Source organism: Pseudomonas mandelii, from assembly GCF_002251635.1.
GTDB lineage: Bacteria > Pseudomonadota > Gammaproteobacteria > Pseudomonadales > Pseudomonadaceae > Aquipseudomonas > Aquipseudomonas mandelii_B.
In genome coordinates this window covers 1-17,884 of record NZ_NMOJ01000146.1, presented here as the reverse complement: position 1 = coordinate 17,884, position 17,884 = coordinate 1, and the positions used below count along the sequence as shown (strand labels likewise).

General features: G+C 62.0%; 13 protein-coding genes and 2 pseudogenes. 7 read left to right on the top strand and 8 right to left on the bottom strand.

Annotated elements, in window-relative coordinates; genetic code table 11:
• Nucleotides 1-6: 6 nt before the first annotated feature.
• Together istA and B7L09_RS32020 are read right to left on the bottom strand one after the other, a co-directional pair.
• Nucleotides 7-1,521, bottom strand: a complete 1,515-nt coding sequence (istA, locus tag B7L09_RS19345) for an IS21 family transposase (protein WP_010454879.1) — start codon at nucleotides 1,519-1,521, stop codon at nucleotides 7-9.
• A 156-nt stretch (nucleotides 1,522-1,677) separates the two neighbouring features.
• Nucleotides 1,678-2,172 (bottom strand): annotated as a pseudogene (locus tag B7L09_RS32020) (nucleotidyltransferase domain-containing protein); the annotation flags it as partial.
• Nucleotides 2,173-2,477: 305 nt separating this feature from the next.
• Between B7L09_RS32020 and B7L09_RS32445 the strand changes: the two are divergent.
• Nucleotides 2,478-2,792, top strand: a pseudogene (locus B7L09_RS32445) (DUF6124 family protein); the annotation flags it as partial.
• Nucleotides 2,793-2,874: 82 nt separating this feature from the next.
• On the opposite strand, the gene B7L09_RS19335 reads toward B7L09_RS32445, so the two are convergent.
• The 6 genes from B7L09_RS19335 to pilG form a co-directional block, all read right to left on the bottom strand.
• Nucleotides 2,875-3,330: a chemotaxis protein CheW gene (locus B7L09_RS19335; RefSeq protein WP_094470200.1), complete on the bottom strand. Its 456-nt coding sequence runs from the start codon at nucleotides 3,328-3,330 to the stop codon at nucleotides 2,875-2,877.
• Nucleotides 3,323-9,223, bottom strand: coding sequence for an Hpt domain-containing protein (locus tag B7L09_RS19330; protein WP_094470199.1), 5,901 nt, complete (start codon nucleotides 9,221-9,223; stop codon nucleotides 3,323-3,325). The genes B7L09_RS19335 and B7L09_RS19330 overlap by 8 nt, the downstream gene beginning before the upstream one ends.
• A gap of 53 nt (nucleotides 9,224-9,276) precedes the next feature.
• Nucleotides 9,277-11,334 (bottom strand): methyl-accepting chemotaxis protein, encoded by a 2,058-nt coding sequence (locus B7L09_RS19325; RefSeq protein WP_094470198.1) that lies wholly within the window; start codon nucleotides 11,332-11,334, stop codon nucleotides 9,277-9,279.
• Between the two features lie 143 nt (nucleotides 11,335-11,477).
• Entirely contained in the window at nucleotides 11,478-12,017 is a 540-nt protein-coding gene (locus tag B7L09_RS19320; protein ID WP_094470197.1) for a chemotaxis protein CheW, read from the bottom strand.
• 10 nt (nucleotides 12,018-12,027) lie between these two features.
• A complete protein-coding gene (pilH, locus tag B7L09_RS19315) occupies nucleotides 12,028-12,393 on the bottom strand; it encodes a twitching motility response regulator PilH (protein ID WP_094470196.1) in 366 nt (121 codons plus the stop codon).
• A gap of 57 nt (nucleotides 12,394-12,450) precedes the next feature.
• Nucleotides 12,451-12,855 carry a twitching motility response regulator PilG gene (gene pilG / locus B7L09_RS19310; protein ID WP_094470212.1) on the bottom strand — a complete coding sequence of 135 codons (405 nt, stop codon included), beginning with the start codon at nucleotides 12,853-12,855 and terminating at the stop codon, nucleotides 12,451-12,453.
• 234 nt (nucleotides 12,856-13,089) lie between these two features.
• On the opposite strand from pilG, the gene gshB reads away from it, so the two are divergent.
• The 6 genes from gshB to B7L09_RS19280 form a co-directional block, all read left to right on the top strand.
• Nucleotides 13,090-14,043, top strand: coding sequence for a glutathione synthase (gene gshB / locus B7L09_RS19305; protein WP_094470195.1), 954 nt, complete (start codon nucleotides 13,090-13,092; stop codon nucleotides 14,041-14,043).
• A 128-nt stretch (nucleotides 14,044-14,171) separates the two neighbouring features.
• Nucleotides 14,172-15,071, top strand: coding sequence for an energy transducer TonB (locus B7L09_RS19300; RefSeq protein ID WP_094470194.1), 900 nt, complete (start codon nucleotides 14,172-14,174; stop codon nucleotides 15,069-15,071).
• Nucleotides 15,072-15,288: 217 nt separating this feature from the next.
• On the top strand, nucleotides 15,289-15,861 hold the full coding sequence (locus B7L09_RS19295; protein ID WP_094470193.1) for a YqgE/AlgH family protein: 573 nt from the start codon (nucleotides 15,289-15,291) through the stop codon (nucleotides 15,859-15,861).
• Complete coding sequence (ruvX, locus tag B7L09_RS19290; RefSeq protein ID WP_003213744.1) at nucleotides 15,861-16,298, top strand: Holliday junction resolvase RuvX; 438 nt, start codon at nucleotides 15,861-15,863, stop codon at nucleotides 16,296-16,298. The genes B7L09_RS19295 and ruvX overlap by 1 nt, the downstream gene beginning before the upstream one ends.
• A gap of 80 nt (nucleotides 16,299-16,378) precedes the next feature.
• Complete coding sequence (pyrR, locus tag B7L09_RS19285; RefSeq protein WP_094470192.1) at nucleotides 16,379-16,882, top strand: bifunctional pyr operon transcriptional regulator/uracil phosphoribosyltransferase PyrR; 504 nt, start codon at nucleotides 16,379-16,381, stop codon at nucleotides 16,880-16,882.
• A 24-nt stretch (nucleotides 16,883-16,906) separates the two neighbouring features.
• Nucleotides 16,907-17,884, top strand: a 978-nt coding sequence (locus tag B7L09_RS19280) for an aspartate carbamoyltransferase catalytic subunit (protein ID WP_094470191.1), incomplete at its 3' end; no start/stop codon positions are given.

Below are 17,884 nucleotides of genomic sequence, written 5' to 3'. Positions count from 1 at the left end.
TTGTGTTCAGTGGTAGTAGCCGGGGCCGCGCAGGTTGGCGTGGTCGTCCGGGAGCAGGGGCAGGTGCTGCTGGGCCAGCGGCAGGTTTTCCAGCCCCTGGCGCAGGATCGATTCGAGGCTCTTGTAACTGCACGCACCGAGGCTGATGGCGCGACGGCAGGCCAACTCCAAGCGCACTTCGCCATGGGTCTTGCCCAGGCGCAGGATGCCCAGGCAGGCCCGGTAGCCCTGCTGCGGATGGATGCGCCGTTCGAGGATGTGCCGGATCACGCCGGCGGTGCTCGGCCCGGTCTGCTCGGCCCAGCGGATCAGCCGTTGCGGCGTCCACTCGGCATGCTCGCGATGGCTCTTGGGCATGTGCTCGGCCTGCGTGCTGTGCCTGCCCTTGTGCATTGAGCGCAGGTGGCTGGCCACTCGCTGGTTGGCGTGGAAACACTCGACGGTGCGCGCCGTCAGGCGCACCTCCAGCTGCTTCTTCACCAGTTGATACGGCACCGAGTAGTAATGCCCATCGACCTCGACGTGGTAGTCGATGTGCACCCGCGCCTTCTTCCACTCGGCATAGACGTAGGGTTGCTCCGGTAATGGGCGCAGCGCCGGACGATCCAGAGCCTCGAAGGCCGAGTGCCGGGAGCCCGGTAGCCTGCGAAACGGGCGGCGATTGAGCCGCTCCAGCAGCCCGGCGATAGCGCTGTTGAGTTCATCCAGGGAGAAGAACTGGCGGTTGCGCAGGGCGGCGAGGATCCAACGCTCGACCACCTGCACGCCGACTTCGGCCTTGGCTTTGTCGCGCGGCTTACGCGCCCGCGCCGGCACCACCGCCACTCCGTAGTGCTCGGCAAGGTCGCGGTAGCTGGGGTTGATGTCCGGCTCGTAACGATGGGCCTTGCTCACCGCGCTGCGCAGGTTGTCCGGCACCACGATCTCCGGCACGCCGCCGAGGAAGGCGAAGCAACGGGTATGCGAGCCTAGCCAGTCCGGCAGCTGCTGCGACCAGGTGGCTTCGGCGAAGGTGTAGCTGGACGCGCCAAGCACCGCGACGAACACCTGCGCCTGGCGGATCTCGCCGCTGTGGCGGTCGATAACCGGCACCGTCTGGCCGGCATAGTCGACGAACAGCTTCTCGCCGACGCGGTGCTCCTGACGCATCACCACGTCCAGCTTGCCCTGCCAGGCCCGGTAGTGCTCACAGAACCAGCTGTACTGAAAGCCCTGCGGCTGGCTCAGGCGGTACTCCTGCCAGAGCAGCGCCAGGGTCACCCCGGGGCGGCGCAGTTCGGCATGCACCCATGCCCAATCGGGTAAAGGCCGCTTCTCACTGGCAACCGCCTGGGCCGGCGGGAACAGTTGCTGCTCCAACTCGGCATCGGACAACGAACAGGGCCAACTGAGACCGCTGGCGGCAAAACGACAGAGGTAATCACCGGCACTGCTGTGGCCAGTACCCAGGCTGCGGGCGATCTTGCGCACGGACAGGCCGCAGTCGAACTTGAGGCGCAACACCTCTCGGATTTTACGCATGGATAAACGCTCCACGACGACCTCTTCGCTTCGAAAAAGAGGTCGATGGTAGTGAATAAATCCTGCGTAGCTGCCTGCCTGAAAAGTGTCCGGATGGCCGTGGAATCGGTGTCCGGATGCTCGTGGAGTGAGTGTCCGGATCAGCGTGGAATCACTATCCGGATGTGCGTGGAATGGGTGGTTGATGGTGCGGCCCAGTTGCTCTTCCAGCGGCATGAGCTGCTCCATGACTTCACTGTAGTTGAGGCTTTCACCTATCAGCATCAGATCTATGTCACTGGATGAGTGCGCCTCGCCCTTGGCGATGGAGCCGTAGATGAACGCCCACGTCAGTTGCTCGGCGAAAGGCGCCAATGCATTGCGCAAGGGTTCGTCCAGGCTCAGCGTCTTGCGCACGATGGCCAACAACTCCGAGTAAATCGGGCACTGGGGATTGGCTTGGTAGTGGGTCTGGTTGCCTTGGCGCGTCATGCTCAAGATGCCCGCCAACTGCAACCGCTCAAGTTCGCGGGTGAGGCTGCCCTTGCCCACTTGGGCCCAGCGGGCTATTTCGTTGGTGAAAAAACTTTGATCGGGCTTGCCAAAAAGCAGGCCCAGCACTTTTTGCTGGGTGACGGTGAAGAGCGCAGTGCTGAGCGGCAAGGTTTGCATGGCGGCGGCCAAAGAGTCCCAAAAAGGGAACGATAGGTCCCTTTTTGGGACTCTTCAACCGTCGCCAGCCAAATGGGGATTTGTGTTTAAAAGTTTGTCCGCAGTAACGGTGAGAGGCTACGTAGTCCGGCGTCGCTGCCTACAGCAATGCCGGAAGCCGCTGACTGGTGCGGTTTTGCGTTGATCTTTATCGTTTACGGGTCGCTGCCAATTCAGCGACCGGGTCTGGACCCCCGAGGTGTAGAAGGCGCAAATGCGCCCCCTCATGACGTATGCTTGCGCACCTTTAATGTGTGTACTCCGTTATGGCGGCTGTGCAAGCCACTCCCAATCCCCCGGAAACCGACACCGGTTCCGACGCATCCCTCGAAGCCGAGAAACTCAAAGAAGCCGCCGACCGCGTCTTCTCTTACTACTTCCCCCCAGCCCACGAAAAACCGGGCAAGCGCCGCAAACATCCTCTCTTCACCGTCTCCCCGGATATCGATACCGAAGCCCTGCTGGCCAATGCCTCTGAAGACTTGCTGTCCATCAGCGCCATTGCGGCTGATCTGGCGGACGATGTAGAAGGCTCGCGCCGCTCGGTAGCCCTGGCGCTCAGTCGAATGGCNGATGGGGTGCNTCGCGAGCAAGCCCGCTCCCACAGGTTTTGTGTACGCCGCAAATCCAATGTGGGAGCGGGCTTGCTCGCGAAGGGGCCAGTCAGACCAACCCAGCACTCACAAGTAACTGCTCAAGTGCCAGCAAATCCGGCACCTTCGCCACTTGCTCCCCCACCTGCACCGCCGCCTGCTCCAGCGGACACAACGGCACATCCACATAGCTCAACTGACTATCCAGCTTGTACGACCGCGGAATCCCCTGCACCAGCAACGCAATGAACTTCAGCTCTGGCCGCCCACCAAGGGCATTGAGAATCACGATCCGCGCACGCTCGCCGATGACGATTTTATTGCCGCACGCCGACTCGAAACTCAGCAACGGAATCTGCCGGTCCCGCCACTTCACCAACCCCAGGTACCACGGAGGCGTGTCCAGATCGAACGCCCCCGGTTGATAGTCGATCAACTCCGCCACCGCCACGTTGGGCAGGATCAGGTTGCGGTCGGCCAGGGGCAGCAGCAGCCCGGTGAGATTGCTGGTGCGGTGCTCAAGCATGGGTTTTGCTCCACAACGCGATGCTGTCGAGCAGCACCGATTCCTGATACGGCTTGCCGAGGTAGTCGTTGACGCCAATGGCCATGGCGCGGTCGCGGTGTTTTTGGCCGGTGCGCGAGGTGATCATGATGATCGGCAGGCGCATCAGCCGTGGGTCGTTGCGCACCTGGATGGCCACTTCGAAGCCGTCCATGCGCGGCATTTCGATGTCGAGCAGCATCACGTCGGGCAGGTGGTCTTCAAGCAGCAGCATGGCGTCAACCCCATCCTTGGCGGTCAGCACGTTCATGCCGTGGCGCTCCAGCAGACGGCTGGTGACCTTGCGCACGGTGACCGAATCGTCGACCACCAGCACCAGCAGCGGTTTATGCGGCTCGACCTCCGCGTCCTGGGTTTGCGTGCGTTGCGGCGCCTGGGCCTGCATGGCGCGGATCGGCGCGAGCAAATCGAGAATCAGCACCACCCGGCCGTCGCCCAGAATCGTCGCCCCGGACAAACCCTGCACCGACGCAAATTGCGGGCCGAGGCTTTTGACCACGATCTCGCGCGTGCCGGCCATGGAGTCCACATGCACCGCCACGCGCCGCTCGTTGCATTGCACCAGCAGCACCGGCACCGGCTGGTACTGGCCCAACAGTTTCGGCCGGGCGACGGTGTGCAGCAGGTCGCCCAGATAACACAGCTCATACGTCTGCCCGGCGTATTCGTAGGTCGGCGGATCGAGCCGGTAATGCCCTTCGAGTTCGTTGGGCAGCACACGAACGATGCCGTCGATGGTGTTCAACGGGATCGCGTATTGATCTTCCAGGCACTGCACCATCAGCGCGCGGTTGACCGACACGGTGAACGGCAGGCGAATCCGGAAGTGCACGCCCGCGCCCGGCGTCGAATCAATGACCATCGAGCCACCGAGTTGGCGCACTTCTTCGTGCACCACGTCCATGCCCACGCCACGCCCGGAAATCTGCGTGATTTTTTCCGCCGTGGAGAACCCCGGCTGCAGGATGAACTGCAACACGTCGCGGTCGCTGATATCGGCGTCCGCAGCCAGCAAACCGCGCTTGATCGCCTTGCGCCGCACCGCGTCCAGCGGCACGCCCGCACCGTCGTCGCGAATGTCGAAAATGATGTCGCCGCCCTCGCGAGACAGGTCGAGGGTGATCCGGCCCTGGGCCGGTTTGCCGGCCGCGATACGCACCTCGGTCGATTCCAGACCATGGTCCACGGCGTTGCGCAGCATGTGTTCCAGCGGCGCCACCATGCGTTCCAGCACGTTGCGGTCCATCTCGCCTTCAGCGTTGCCGACCACGAACTCAACGTCCTTGCCCAGCTCNCTGGCCACCTGGCGCACGATGCGCTTGAGGCGCGGCAGCATGCGTTCAAACGGCACCATGCGCGTGCGCATCAGGCCTTCTTGCAACTCGGTGTTGATGCGCGCCTGTTGCTGCAACAGGTTGTGCGCGTCCTGGTTGCGGCGATCGAGGGTTTCCTTGAGGTCCAGCAAGTCGGAGGCTGACTCAGACAGCGCNCGCGACAACTGCTGCAGCTGCGAGTGACGGTCCATTTCCAGCGGATCGAATTCTTCGTAGCCCAGGCGTTCGGCTTCGACTTGCTGGCGGCTGAGAATCCGGCCCTGGGTTTCAGTATCGAGCCGGCGCAACTGATCGCGCATCCGCTCGATGGTGGTTTCCATTTCGCTCAGGGCCACCCGCGCATCGCTGACCTGCTGCTCGATACGGCCACGGAAGATCGAAGTTTCACCGGCCAGGTTGACCAGATCGTCGAGCAATTCTGCCGAGACCTTGACCATGTCGGCCCCCACTTCGGCTTGCGGCGCCGGGGTGTCGGGTTTCGGCGTGGCGGGCAGCACCACCGGCGCATCGAGAACAGCGGGATGGCTGAAGTTCTTGATCGCGTCGATCAACCGATCAGCCGGCGGCAAGGGCTGACCGGCGCGGGTGGCATCGAGCATCTGCGCCAGTCGGTCGTGACTGCTTTGCAGCAACGCGAACAGCGCCGGGGTCGGTTGCAGCACGCCAGCGGACAAGCCTTCGTAGAGAAATTCCAGCTCATGGGCGAGGTCGCCGATGGGGGCAATTTCCACCATNCGCGCGCCCCCTTTGAGGGTGTGCAGGTCGCGCAGCAGGGTTTCCACTTCCTGACGGTTCGACGGTTCGGCTTGCCAGCGCACCAGCGCCGTGCCGGAGTTTTCGATGATGTCGAAACCTTCCTCGAGGAAGATCTCCAGCAGCTCGGGGTCGTGGCCCGGCGAGTCATTGGCCGGCGCAGGTTCCGCCACTTCGGCGGTGTTGGCGTTGCCCTGACGGAACTTGCGAATCGCTTCGATCAGTTCGTTCGGAGCACCCAGGGTGTGCTGGTTCTTCAGCTGTTCGAGCAACACCGCGAGCCGGTCATGGCTCTGTTGCAGCAACTGCGCGAGGGTTTCACTGTGGCTGTAACGGCGGTCCACCAGGCCTTCGTAAAGACTTTCCAATTCATGGGCCAGGTCGCCGACCGGCTGGACCTCGGCCATCCGTGCGCCACCCTTGAGGGTATGCAAGTCACGCTGCAAGGACGACAGCGGCGCGGCGTTGTCCGGGTCGCTCAGCCAGCGCTGCAAGACCTGGCCAGCGCTTTCGAGGATATCCACCGCTTCTTCGAGGAAGATCGAGACGATCTCATCGTCCAGCTCGACCTGGGTCGCGGTCTGTTCCAGTTCCGCGGTGGCGCTGCCCAGTTCGCGGATGCTCAGGGTGCGGCTGCCATCGCTGCGGATCAGGCCCATGGACGACGGATCAAGGCTTTCGTCGAGCAAGCCGCGCAAGGCCCGGATGCGTTCCGGTTGCGGGCTGACTTCCTGGCCGGCGGCCAGTTCGTCGAGCATGTTGATCAACGCTTCATGGGCCTGTTCGGCCTCCTGGAAAAACCGCTCGCTGACCGCCAGGCTGCTCTCTTCCACGGCACCGTACAGATCGAGCAAGGCCTCGCAAAGTTCGTCGATGGCGTGCAGGTCGGCGATGTGCGCGCCCTCGCCCAAGGTGGTCAATTCGTCCAGCAGCGCCGTCAGCTCCTGGCGCTCGCCGGGGTGTTGCTGCCAGCGGCGCAGCAGGCTTTCGGCATCCAGCAGGATGTCCATGCCTTGGGCCAGGAAGTTGGTAATCAGTTGCGGATCACGCTTGATTCGCAGCGCAGTGTTCGGCGCTTTCAACAGCGCGTCCAGACGCTCGGAGAGCAACGCCTTGGTGCGCTCGATCAGCAAATCAGCATCCGGTATTTCGGCCAGCGGATCATCCTTGAGTTGCCGCAGCCCGAGGCGGAACAGACCTTCGGCTTCCAGCAGCAGTTCGACTTCGTCGAGGTCGAGGGCGATCAGGTGCGCCTTGTATTCGCGGGCCAGTTGATCCAGCGGCGTCGCCAGCTCGGCGATCGGCAATACGCCGGCCATCGACGCGCTGCCCTTCAAGGTGTGCAACGCCCGCTGCAACTCGTCGCTGGCTTGCAACGGCACCTGCTCGGCGGCTTGATCGAGGAAACGGTTGAGGCTGGCGAGATGGGTCTCGGCTTCCTTGCGGAAGATCTCCAGCAACAGCGGATCGAGGGCCGCAACGTCCTGGGTGTCTTCATCGCTGGCGGGCGTATCGCCCTTGGCCAGGGCATGGGCGCGAGCGGCCAGTTGGTCGACCTGATTGCACTGGCGCTGGGCATTGACGGCAAATTCAGCCACCAGCGCCGGCAGCAGCTCCAGTGCATCGCGGAGCAATTGTTGCACCGCCGCCCCAGGCGCAACGCTGTGTTCCAACACGCGGTTGAGCAGGTTTTCCACGGCCCACGCCAACTCACCCAGCACCAGCGCACGGACCATCCGGCCACTGCCTTTCAAGGTGTGGAACGCACGGCGCAATTCACTCAACGCGGCTTTATCGTCCGGATTGGCCGTCCAGCGCGGCAAGTATTCCCGGAGGATTTCCAGGACTTCATCGGTTTCTTCGAGGAAGACTTCCCGCAGCTCATCGTCCACCGGCTCTTCGCCGGCGGGCGGTGGCAGCAGGCTGCCCGGGGTGGTCAGGGCCGGCGGATTGACCGAAGAGACCGGGCTGGCGAGGACATCGGCCAGCGACTGCACGGTATCGGGGTCATCGAGTTCTTGCAGGTCCTGCATCACCTGAGCTTCACTCGGGCTCAGCACATCCTCGAGCATCGGCACATGCTGTTCGCTGGGGAAAAAGCCGAGTGACGCCAGGCTCTTTTCCGCCACGTCGAGCAGCTGTTCGCCGGGAGCCTCGGGGTCGTCGCTGAGACGCTCCAGGTAATACTCGATGCTGGTGATGACGTCGGCCAGGCTGTCCAGTTCCTGCCAGCCGGGCTGACCCGGGTCCAGCAGCAGATGCTCGCGAATGAAGTGGTTGCAGGCTTCGATCAGGCTCGCCGCACGGCCCAACGGAATCATCGACAGCGCACCACGCACTTGGGTCAGCAACGCCGGCAAGGCCTGTAAATGCTGGCGGTCCCAGTCGGCGTCGATGTAGTCGACGATCATGTCCTTGGCCTGTTGCAGGCAGATACGCGTTTCCTTGATCACGATCTGATGGATCTGCGTCAGGTCGGTGGTCGGCAGGCGGCTTTCTTCCTGACTCTCCGGCTCAACGGTGCCGACCATGCCGGCCAGCGTCGCTTCGACGTAGAGCAGGGCCCCGGCGACGTCCATGAGAATGGCGTCGTTGGGTTCGCGCTGGCCTTGGGCAAGACTCAGCACCACCGCCAGTTGATCGATGATGACTTTGCGCGGCTGGCCAAAACCCAACACCGCCAAGGTGTCGGCGATTTGCCGCAGGGGCGCCAGCAAGGCATCGAGGTCGCTGGTGTGCTGCCGGTCACTGCGCACGAACAGGTCCAGGCGCTCCTTGACCCGCACCAGTTCTTCACAGAGTGCGGCCAGCACCGAACGCATGGCGTCACGGTCAGGGCCGGCCAGGCGGGCGCGTTCTTCGTCGACCATTGCGCTGTCAGGCAGCGCGTCGTCCAGTGAGTAACGATCTTTCATGGTCAGCATCTGCCCGGTGGGATGTTCGGCCTTGGCAATGTAGAACAGCAAACTCTTGAGTAACTCCGGCGGCGCCGGCTGATTGATGCCGCGAATGCCCTGTTCGAGCAAGCGCTTGAGTTCTTTGTCGGCGTCCTTGAACAGGCTGCGCAGCGCCGGGCTGTTGGCAATCGAGCCACCGCGCATGCCTTCGACCAGCGCCGAGGCGACTTGCCACAACGGGCTCAAAGGCGCGTTGCCGCACAGTCCTTCCAGGCGTGAAAAAACTTTGGTCAGATAACCGAGGTTAGTCTCGTCATCCTGCTCGCGCAGCAACCCGACCAACGCCATCTGCAGCATCTGCCGCAACTTGCGCAGCACATTGGGAAGATCCGCCGGTTCCAGCAGGGCCAGCGATTCTTCGTCCAACCCCGGCAGGTCGAGCAATTGCGGGCTGAACAGACTGGTTTCCGACAACAGGCTTTCGCCCCGGGCACTGCGCAAATCGTTGATCAATGGCAGCACCACCAAGGGCAGGTCACGCCGCGCGCCTTGCACCCGATCGAGGTAAATCGGCAGCTGCCCGAGGGCTTGCAGCAGCAGGTGAAGCGCCTCGTCGCGATGACCGATGCGGTTCTGTTGCAAGGCGATGACCAGGTGTTCCATTTCTTCGGCGAGCAGGGCCGCGCCGTAGAATTCGACCATCTGTAAACTGCCGTGAACCTGATGGATGCACGCCAGGCAATCGCTCAGGGCGTGCGTCGCCTGAGGGTCATCAAGCAGGGTTTCGATGGCTTGATGAGCCACTTTCAGCGTTTCGGCAATCTCGCCTTTGACCCATTCGAGGGCCACATAGTCGTGCCGATCACCCATAACCACTCCAAATCACTGCTCTACTCAAAAAAACGCAAACGCCTGCGGGCGCTTCACACTTTATCCGCAGCCTGCGCCTTGGCCGCCGGCAAGGTGAAACCGGACACCGAGCGCCGCAGCTGACTGGCCATCTTCGCCAGGTTGCCGATACTTTCGGCGGTGGCGGTCGAGCCGGATGACGTCTGCGTGGTGATTTGCTGGATCACGTTCATCGTCAGGGAGATCTGCCCGGCGGACGACGTCTGTTGCTGCGCNGCGTTGGAAATACTCTGAATCAACGCCGCCAGGGTTTTCGACACGCCTTCGATTTCTTCCAGCGCCACCCCGGCGTCCTGGGCCAACCGCGCGCCACGCACCACTTCGGTGGTGGTCTGTTCCATGGAAATAACGGCTTCATTGGTGTCGGTCTGAATCGCCCGCACCAGCGTTTCGATTTGCCGGGTGGCGGCGGATGAGCGCTCAGCCAGCCGTTGCACTTCATCGGCCACCACCGCAAAACCGCGCCCGGCGTCACCGGCCATGCTCGCCTGGATCGCCGCATTGAGGGCGAGGATGTTGGTCTGATCGGCAATGTCATCGATCAGGCTGACAATGTCGCCAATCTCCTGNGAAGACTCGCCCAGGCGCTTGATGCGCTTGGCGGTGTCCTGGATCTGCTCGCGAATGTTGTCCATGCCGTGGATGGTGTTGTGCACCACCTCATTGCCCTTGTTGGCGATTTCAACCGAACGCTCCGCCACCGCCGAAGACTCCGCCGCGTTGGCCGACACCTGGTCGATGGACTGGGCCATCTGGTTGATCGCGGTGGAGGCTTCGGCGATCTGCTGGGCCTGATGCTCCGAGGCCTGGGCCAGATGCATGGCGGTGGCCTGGGTCTCTTGCACCGCGCCGGCAACTTGCCCGGCGGTGAGGTTGATGGTGGCGACCAGATCGCGCAGTTGGTCCACCGAATAGTTGATGGAGTCGGCGATGGTGCCGGTGAAGTCTTCGGTCACCGAGGCGGTCACCGTGAGGTCGCCATCGGCCAGGTCTTCGATTTCGTCGAGCAGGCGCATGATCGCGTTCTGGTTGCGTTCGTTCTTCTCGGCGGTTTCATGCAGTTGGCGGTTGGTTTCGCGCACCATCACCAGGCCGATCAGGATGATCGAGGTCAACGCCAACAGGCCCAGCACATAGCCGCCGATGGTGTCGAAGCTGCGCCCGCTGGCNAGGTTTTCGAACCCGGTGGCCAGGTGCGAGGCTTCGTCGAGCAGGGTTTGTGACAAGGTGAAAATATTGGTCGCCGAAGCGCGCACCTGGAACAGTTGCGGCGAGGTTTCGAGGATTTCATCCACAGAGCCGGAGACGAACTCGAACAGCTCGGCGATTTCGGTCAAGCGGGCACGCGCATCGCGGTCTTCGACCTGGCTGACCCGCAGCGACGTATTGCCCTGGAGCATGCCGTTGAGCACCTGGCCGAACCGTGCCGCGTCACGACCGAACGCGTCGGCGGCCTGTTGCGAATTTTCATCACCGGACAGCACGGTGTTCACCGCGCCCAGAATGCGTTCGGCCAGCAGCGACTGGCGCTGGGCCAACGCCACCTGGCTCGCCGGGGCGCCGCGTTGCAGCAAGATATCGACGACCTTTTCCGACTCCATCTGCAATTGCGGCACGGTTTCGGCCAGGGTCGCGGCCACTTGATGCAACGACAACACCGTCTGCTCGCTGGCGAGGATCGCGTCGGTGTTTTTCAGCAGCGCTTCCCAGTCCAGCTGCACGGCGCGCATTTCCGGGCGCACGGTGGACGGCGCCGGTGGCAGGCCGGTGGCCGGGTCGCCCTTCTTCAGGTAACCCCAGCGTTGGGCGAAGTCGTTGCGTGCATCGCCCAGCAGCTTGAACGCGGCGGCCTTGCCGGCAGCGGCTTCGGTGGCATTTTTGGCGATGCGCTGGGACAGCACGCGCAGCTCACCGGCGTGGCCGATGTACTGTTTGTCATAGGTGGACTGCGTGTTGAGGTACGCGAAGTTGGCGAACAACAGCATGATGAACACGATCAGCGCGATGAACAGCACGATGATCTGCGAGCGGCTGCGCGATCCTTCTGGCTTGCCTGTTTTTGTTTTTATCATCGGTCCTCGCCTGTTAACCCACACTCTTGAAACCTGCTACGGACCCTGTGGGAGCCGGGCTTGCCCGCGATGCAGGCGACACGGTCTCACTTCTAGCCGAGGTGATGCCATCGCAGGCAAGCCAGCTCCCACAGGGTTCGCGTTTACAGCGCTACATGCATGAAGCTTTGTGACTGCACCAGCGTAAACGGACTGAATATTTGCCACGTCTGCTCACGCTGAAACCGGCCCTGGACGAACGCGGCAATCGGCCCGTGGAGATCGGCCGTCGACACCGGTTCCAGAGTGTCCTGGGCAAAGTGCTGCAAGCCGAAGACTTCGTCGACCATCAACCCGGCAAACACTTCGCCGTGTTCCACCACCAACACCCGCCGCTGTTTGCGCAGGGTCGACTGTTCATGACCGAAGAAGCTGCACAAATCCATGATCGGCAGCAATCGCCCGCGCAGGTTGGCCACACCCTTGACCCAGGGTTTGACGCCCGGCAATTGGGTGAAACGCGGTTCGTGCAGGACCTCGCTGACTTCGCCCATGGGCGCGACGTACCAGTTTTCGCCCAAGCGAAAACCGATGCCGCTCCAGCGGTCCTGTCGGGTCGGCTGGGACGGCAGATCCGCCGCCAGCAGACGACAGCGCTGGTCGATCTGCAGCAGCAGTTCGAAAGCCGTCAGCGACTCGGTCATGGCCGGACGATCAACCGGCCAGCACGTTGTTCAGGGTTTTGATCAGGGTCTCTTCGTCGACCGGCTTGGTCAGGTAATCCTTGGCGCCCTGGCGCGCGCCCCAGATCTTGTCGGTTTCCTGATCCTTGGTAGTGATGATGATGATCGGAATGTGCCTGGTGTCCGGGTCTTTGGTCAGCTGGCGGGTCGCCTGGAAACCGTTGAGGCCGGGCATGACGATGTCCATCAGGACCGCATCGGGTTTTTCCTGACGGGCCAGCGCCACGCCGTCAGCGCCATTTTCGGCCTTGAGGACCTGATGCCCATGCTTTTCCAGCATGCCGGTCAGTTTGTACATTTCGGTCGGCGAATCATCGACGATCAGAATACGTGCCATGGTCTTCCCCATTCTTGTCAACGCCGGGCCCGCTGGCCGAGCGTCACTGTGCGTGTCCTACTGCGGCAAAACGGCGGCGAAGCCCGGTACATGGGCCTGGATCGCGTTCAGCAGTTCTTCCTTGCTGAAAGGCTTGGTCAAAAACTGATCGACACCAACGATGCGCCCCTTGGCCTTGTCGAACAGGCCGTCCTTGGAGGACAGCATGATCACCGGGATCGACTTGAACGCCGGATTATTCTTCACCAGGGCGCAGGTCTGATAGCCATCCAGGCGCGGCATCATGATGTCGACAAAGATAATGTGCGGGTGGTGATCAACAATCCGGGCCAATGCATCGAAACCGTCGATGGCCGTGATGACATCGCACCCCACGTTCTTCAACAGCGTCTCGGCGGTGCGGCGGATCGTTTTCGAATCGTCGATCACCATCACTCTCAAGGCGTTGGAATGCTGGTCCATAAATGCTCTGCCGTCGCCTTTGCGAATCAAATTGTCCATTTCCGATAATCGGAGGCTCGAAACCCTTGATGTTTAAGGGCCGGAACGATATGGCAGCCTTTTTAGCACAGTCTCCAAATGCAATCTATCGGGTGACTGGCGCGGTGGTTTTTCCTTGACCGGGAACACACTGCGCGCCAATCTGACGCCACTTTTTCGTGTCCAACCGGACCACCCAAATTCGAGGAAAAACCCATGAGCGTTCGCGTCGGGATTGTCATGGATCCTATTGCCAGCATCTCCTATAAAAAGGATAGCTCGCTGGCCATGCTGCTGGCCGCACAGAAGCGCGGCTGGGAACTGTTCTATATGGAACAGCGCGATTTGTATCAGGGTGAAGGCGAAGCCCGGGCGCGGATGCGTCCGCTGAAAGTCTTCGCCAACCCGGAAAAATGGTTCGAACTGGAAGCCGAGACCGACGCGTTGCTGAGCGATCTGGACGTGATCCTGATGCGCAAGGATCCGCCGTTCGACATGGAGTTCGTCTACTCCACCTACCTGCTGGAGCAAGCCGAGCGCGCCGGCGTGCTGATCGTCAACAAGCCGCAAAGCCTGCGCGACTGCAATGAAAAGCTGTTCGCCACGCTGTTCCCGCAGTGCACCCCGCCGACCGTGGTCAGCCGCCGCGCCGATGTGCTGCGTGAATTCGCCGCCAAGCACGGCGATGTGATCCTCAAGCCGCTGGACGGCATGGGCGGCACCTCGATCTTCCGTCACCGTGCCGGCGACCCGAACCTGTCGGTGATCCTGGAAACCCTGACCGCGCTGGGCACCCAGCAGATCATGGGCCAGGCTTACCTGCCGGCGATCAAGGACGGCGACAAGCGCATCCTGATGATCGACGGCGAGCCGGTGGATTACTGCCTGGCGCGTATCCCGGCAGCGGGTGAAACCCGTGGCAACCTGGCGGCCGGCGGTCGTGGTGAAGCACGGCCATTGTCGGATAAGGANCGNTGGATTGCCGCACAAGTCGGCCCGACCCTGCGTGANAAAGGCCTGCTGTTTGTGGGGCTGGACGTGATTGGCGAGAGCCTCACTGAAATCAACGTCACCAGCCCGACCTGNATNCGCGAGATTGATAATGCGTTCGGCACCGACATTGGCGGGATGTTGATGGATGCCATCGATCAGAAGCTCAAGGCTCGTTGATATAGAACAGCCAAGATTGAACCAACATTGCGCAAGCTACAAGCCAAGTGACATAGAACAGCCGGACACACACCAACATTGCGTTATCATGCGCCACCTGTGAAACGCGCGATGTTGGTTTTTTTGTCATGACACTCCCGTCCGATCTGCCCGCTGAACTCGCCCATCGTGGCGTGCGCCCAGCCGATCGCCTCGGATTTACCCTGTTTCTCGCGGCGTTGATTCACCTGGCCTTGCTGTTGGGCGTCGGGTTCACGATGGTTGAACCCAAGCAGATCACCAAAACCCTGGAAATCACCCTCGCCACCTTCAAAAGTGAAAAAAAGCCTGCGAAAGCTGATTTCCTCGCCCAGGAAAATCAGGAAGGCAGTGGCACCCTGGATAAAAAGGCAATTCCCAAGACCACTGAGGTCGCGCCCTTCCAGGACAACAAGGTGCAGAAAGTCACACCGCCGCCGGCCGCCAAGCCGCCAGTGCCGGAAGCAGCGCCCAAAGCTGCCGTGACCACGGTCGCGCCGAAGCCGAAAAAAGCCCCGGCGAAGAACGAAGAGATCAAGCCGATAACCAAGCCTGCGGTGGCGGCACCGACTTTCGACACTGAACAGCTGTCCAGCGACATTGCCAGCCTGGAAGCAGAACTGGCCAACGAACAACAGNTGTACGCCAAGCGCCCCCGTATCTACCGCCTGAACGCTGCCTCGACCATGAAAGACAAGGGCGCCTGGTATAAGGACGAATGGCGCAAAAAGGTCGAGCGCATCGGCAACCTGAATTACCCCGACGAAGCGCGGCGCCAGCAGATCTACGGCAATTTGCGCCTGATGGTCTCGATCAATCGCGATGGCTCGCTGTATGAAGTGCTGGTGCTGGAGTCCTCCGGGCAACCGCTGCTGGATCAGGCGGCACAGCGGATTGTGCGGCTGGCGGCACCGTTTTCACCGTTTACCGGGGATTTGTCGGATATAGACCGTTTGGAAATCATCCGCACCTGGAAATTCGCTCGTGGGGACAGACTCTCAAGCAACTGACCACCACAAATCCCCTGTGGGAGCGGGCTTGCTCGCGAATGCGGTGTGTCATTCAGTATTGATGTCGACTGACACGCCGCATTCGCGAGCAAGCNCGNNATCATCCGCACCTGGAAGTTTGCCCGGGGTGATCAGCTGTTCAGCAATTGATGACAATTGCCACATCACCCGCATCCCCAGCTTGTCAGTTCGCCCCTCCAACGCCACACTAGCGGACATGAAAAATGTCAGCCCGACCTACCTCAAGCACCAATTCCTGATCGCCATGCCCCATATGGCCGACCCGAACTTTGCGCAGACCTTGACCTATATCGTCGAGCACACGGCCAATGGTGCCATGGGGCTGGTGGTGAACCGCCCGCAAGAGCTGAATCTGGCCGATATCCTCGAGCAATTGCGCCCCGACATCGAACCGCCCGTGCTCTGCCAGCATGTGCCGATCTTTATCGGCGGCCCGGTGCAGACCGATCGCGGCTTCGTCCTGCACCCTTCGGGCAAGACCTTTCAGGCGACCGTTGATCTGGAAGGCGACCTTTCCTTGTCTACCTCCCAGGACGTGCTGTTCGCCATCGCTGACGGCGTCGGGCCTGAGCAAAGCGTGATTACCCTCGGCTACGCCGGTTGGGAAGCCGGGCAACTGGAGGCCGAATTGGCCAGTAATGCGTGGCTGACCTGCCCGTTCGACGCCGACATCCTGTTCAACACCGCCAGCGAACTGCGCCTGGAAGCGGCGGCGGCCAAGTTGCGGGTCAACCTCAACCTGCTGACCAGCCAGGCGGGGCACGCCTGATGGCCTTGCGCTTGATCCTCGGGTTTGACTACGGCACCAAACAGATCGGCGTGGCAGTCGGCCAGGTCATTACCGGCCAGGCCCGCGAGCTGTGCACCTTGAAAGCCCAGAACGGCGTGCCGGACTGGAACCAGGTCGAAGCCCTGATCAAGGAGTGGAAGCCCGACGCAGTCGTAGTTGGCCTGCCCTTGAACATGGACGGCACCCCCAGCGAGATGTGCCTGCGCGCGGAAAAATTCGCCCGCCGCCTCAACGGCCGCTACAACCTGCCCTTCTATACCCACGACGAACGCCTGACCACCTTTGAAGCCAAAGGCGAGCGCCGCGACCGTGGTGGCCAGAAAGGCAGTTACCGCGACAACCCGGTGGACGCCATCGCCGCCGCCTTGCTGTTGCAAGGCTGGCTCGACGAAAACACCGCACTGTTCGAATCCTGAAGCGCCGTCAAAGCGTCTCTCTTAGCGACAACCCGAGCCAAACCCCGCACGCACCGGCTCGGGCCCAAGAAGGAGCAACCATGAGCCTGCCCAATCCCGCCGAACTGATCAGCCAGATGGCGATCCGTCTCAAGGCGCACCTGCAACACCGTGGCATCAGCGAACCGCGCTACATCGGCATTCGTACCGGCGGCGTCTGGGTCGCCCAGGCGTTGCTCGATGAACTGGGCAGTGATTCGCCACTGGGCACGCTGGATGTGTCCTTCTACCGCGACGACTTCAGCCAGAACGGCCTGCACCCGCAAGTGCGTCCTTCGGCCCTGCCGTTCGAAATCGAAGGCCAGCACCTGGTGCTGATCGACGACGTGCTGATGAGCGGCCGCACTATCCGCGCCGCCATGAACGAGCTGTTCGACTACGGCCGCCCCGCCAGTGTAACCCTGGTGTGCCTGCTGGACCTGGACGCCGGCGAATTGCCGATCAGCCCGAACGTGGTCGGTGCGACGCTGGCGCTTGCGGCCCACGAGCGGGTGAAACTGTCCGGCCCGGAGCTCAAGCTCGAACTGCAAGACCTNGCCCTTTAAACCGCCTTGTACAGAGTCCCCGCGATGACGCCTCTAGATGCCAAGCGCCCGCTGCAGCTCAATGCTCAGGGCCAGCTGCNCCACTTCCTCTCGCTCGACGGTTTGCGCCGCGAGTTGTTGACGGAAATCCTCGACACCGCCGACTCGTTCCTCGAAGTCGGCGCCCGGGCGGTGAAGAAGGTCCCGCTGCTGCGCGGCAAGACCATCTGCAATGTGTTCTTCGAGAACTCTACCCGCACCCGCACCACCTTTGAACTGGCGGCCCAGCGGCTGTCGGCCGACGTGATCACGCTGAACGTGTCCACCTCGTCGGCGAGCAAGGGCGAGACCCTGCTCGACACCCTGCGCAACCTGGAAGCCATGGCTGCCGATATGTTCGTGGTACGCCACGGCGACTCCGGTGCCGCGCACTTCATCGCCGAACACGTGTGCCCGAACGTGGCAATCATCAATGGCGGCGACGGCCGTCACGCCCACCCGACCCAAGGCATGCTCGACATGCTGACGATCCGTCGGCACAAGGGCGGCTTTGAAAACCTGTCGGTGGCCATCGTCGGCGACATCCTGCACTCGCGGGTAGCTCGCTCAAACATGCTGGCCCTCAAAGCCCTGGGTTGCCCGGACATCCGCGTGATCGCGCCAAAAACCTTGCTGCCGATCGGCATCGAGCAGTACGGCGTGAAGGTCTACACCGACATGGCCGAAGGCCTTAAGGATGTGGACGTGGTGATCATGCTGCGCCTGCAACGCGAGCGCATGGCCGGCGGCCTGCTGCCGAGCGAAGGTGAGTTCTACCGCCTGTTCGGCCTGACCACCGCGCGTTTGGCCGGCGCCAAGCCGGATGCCATCGTGATGCACCCAGGCCCGATCAACCGTGGCGTAGAGATTGAGTCGGCGGTGGCCGACGGCGCGCAATCGGTGATCTTGAACCAGGTGACTTATGGCATCGCCGTACGCATGGCCGTGCTGTCCATGGCCATGAGCGGGCAAACCGCGCAACGT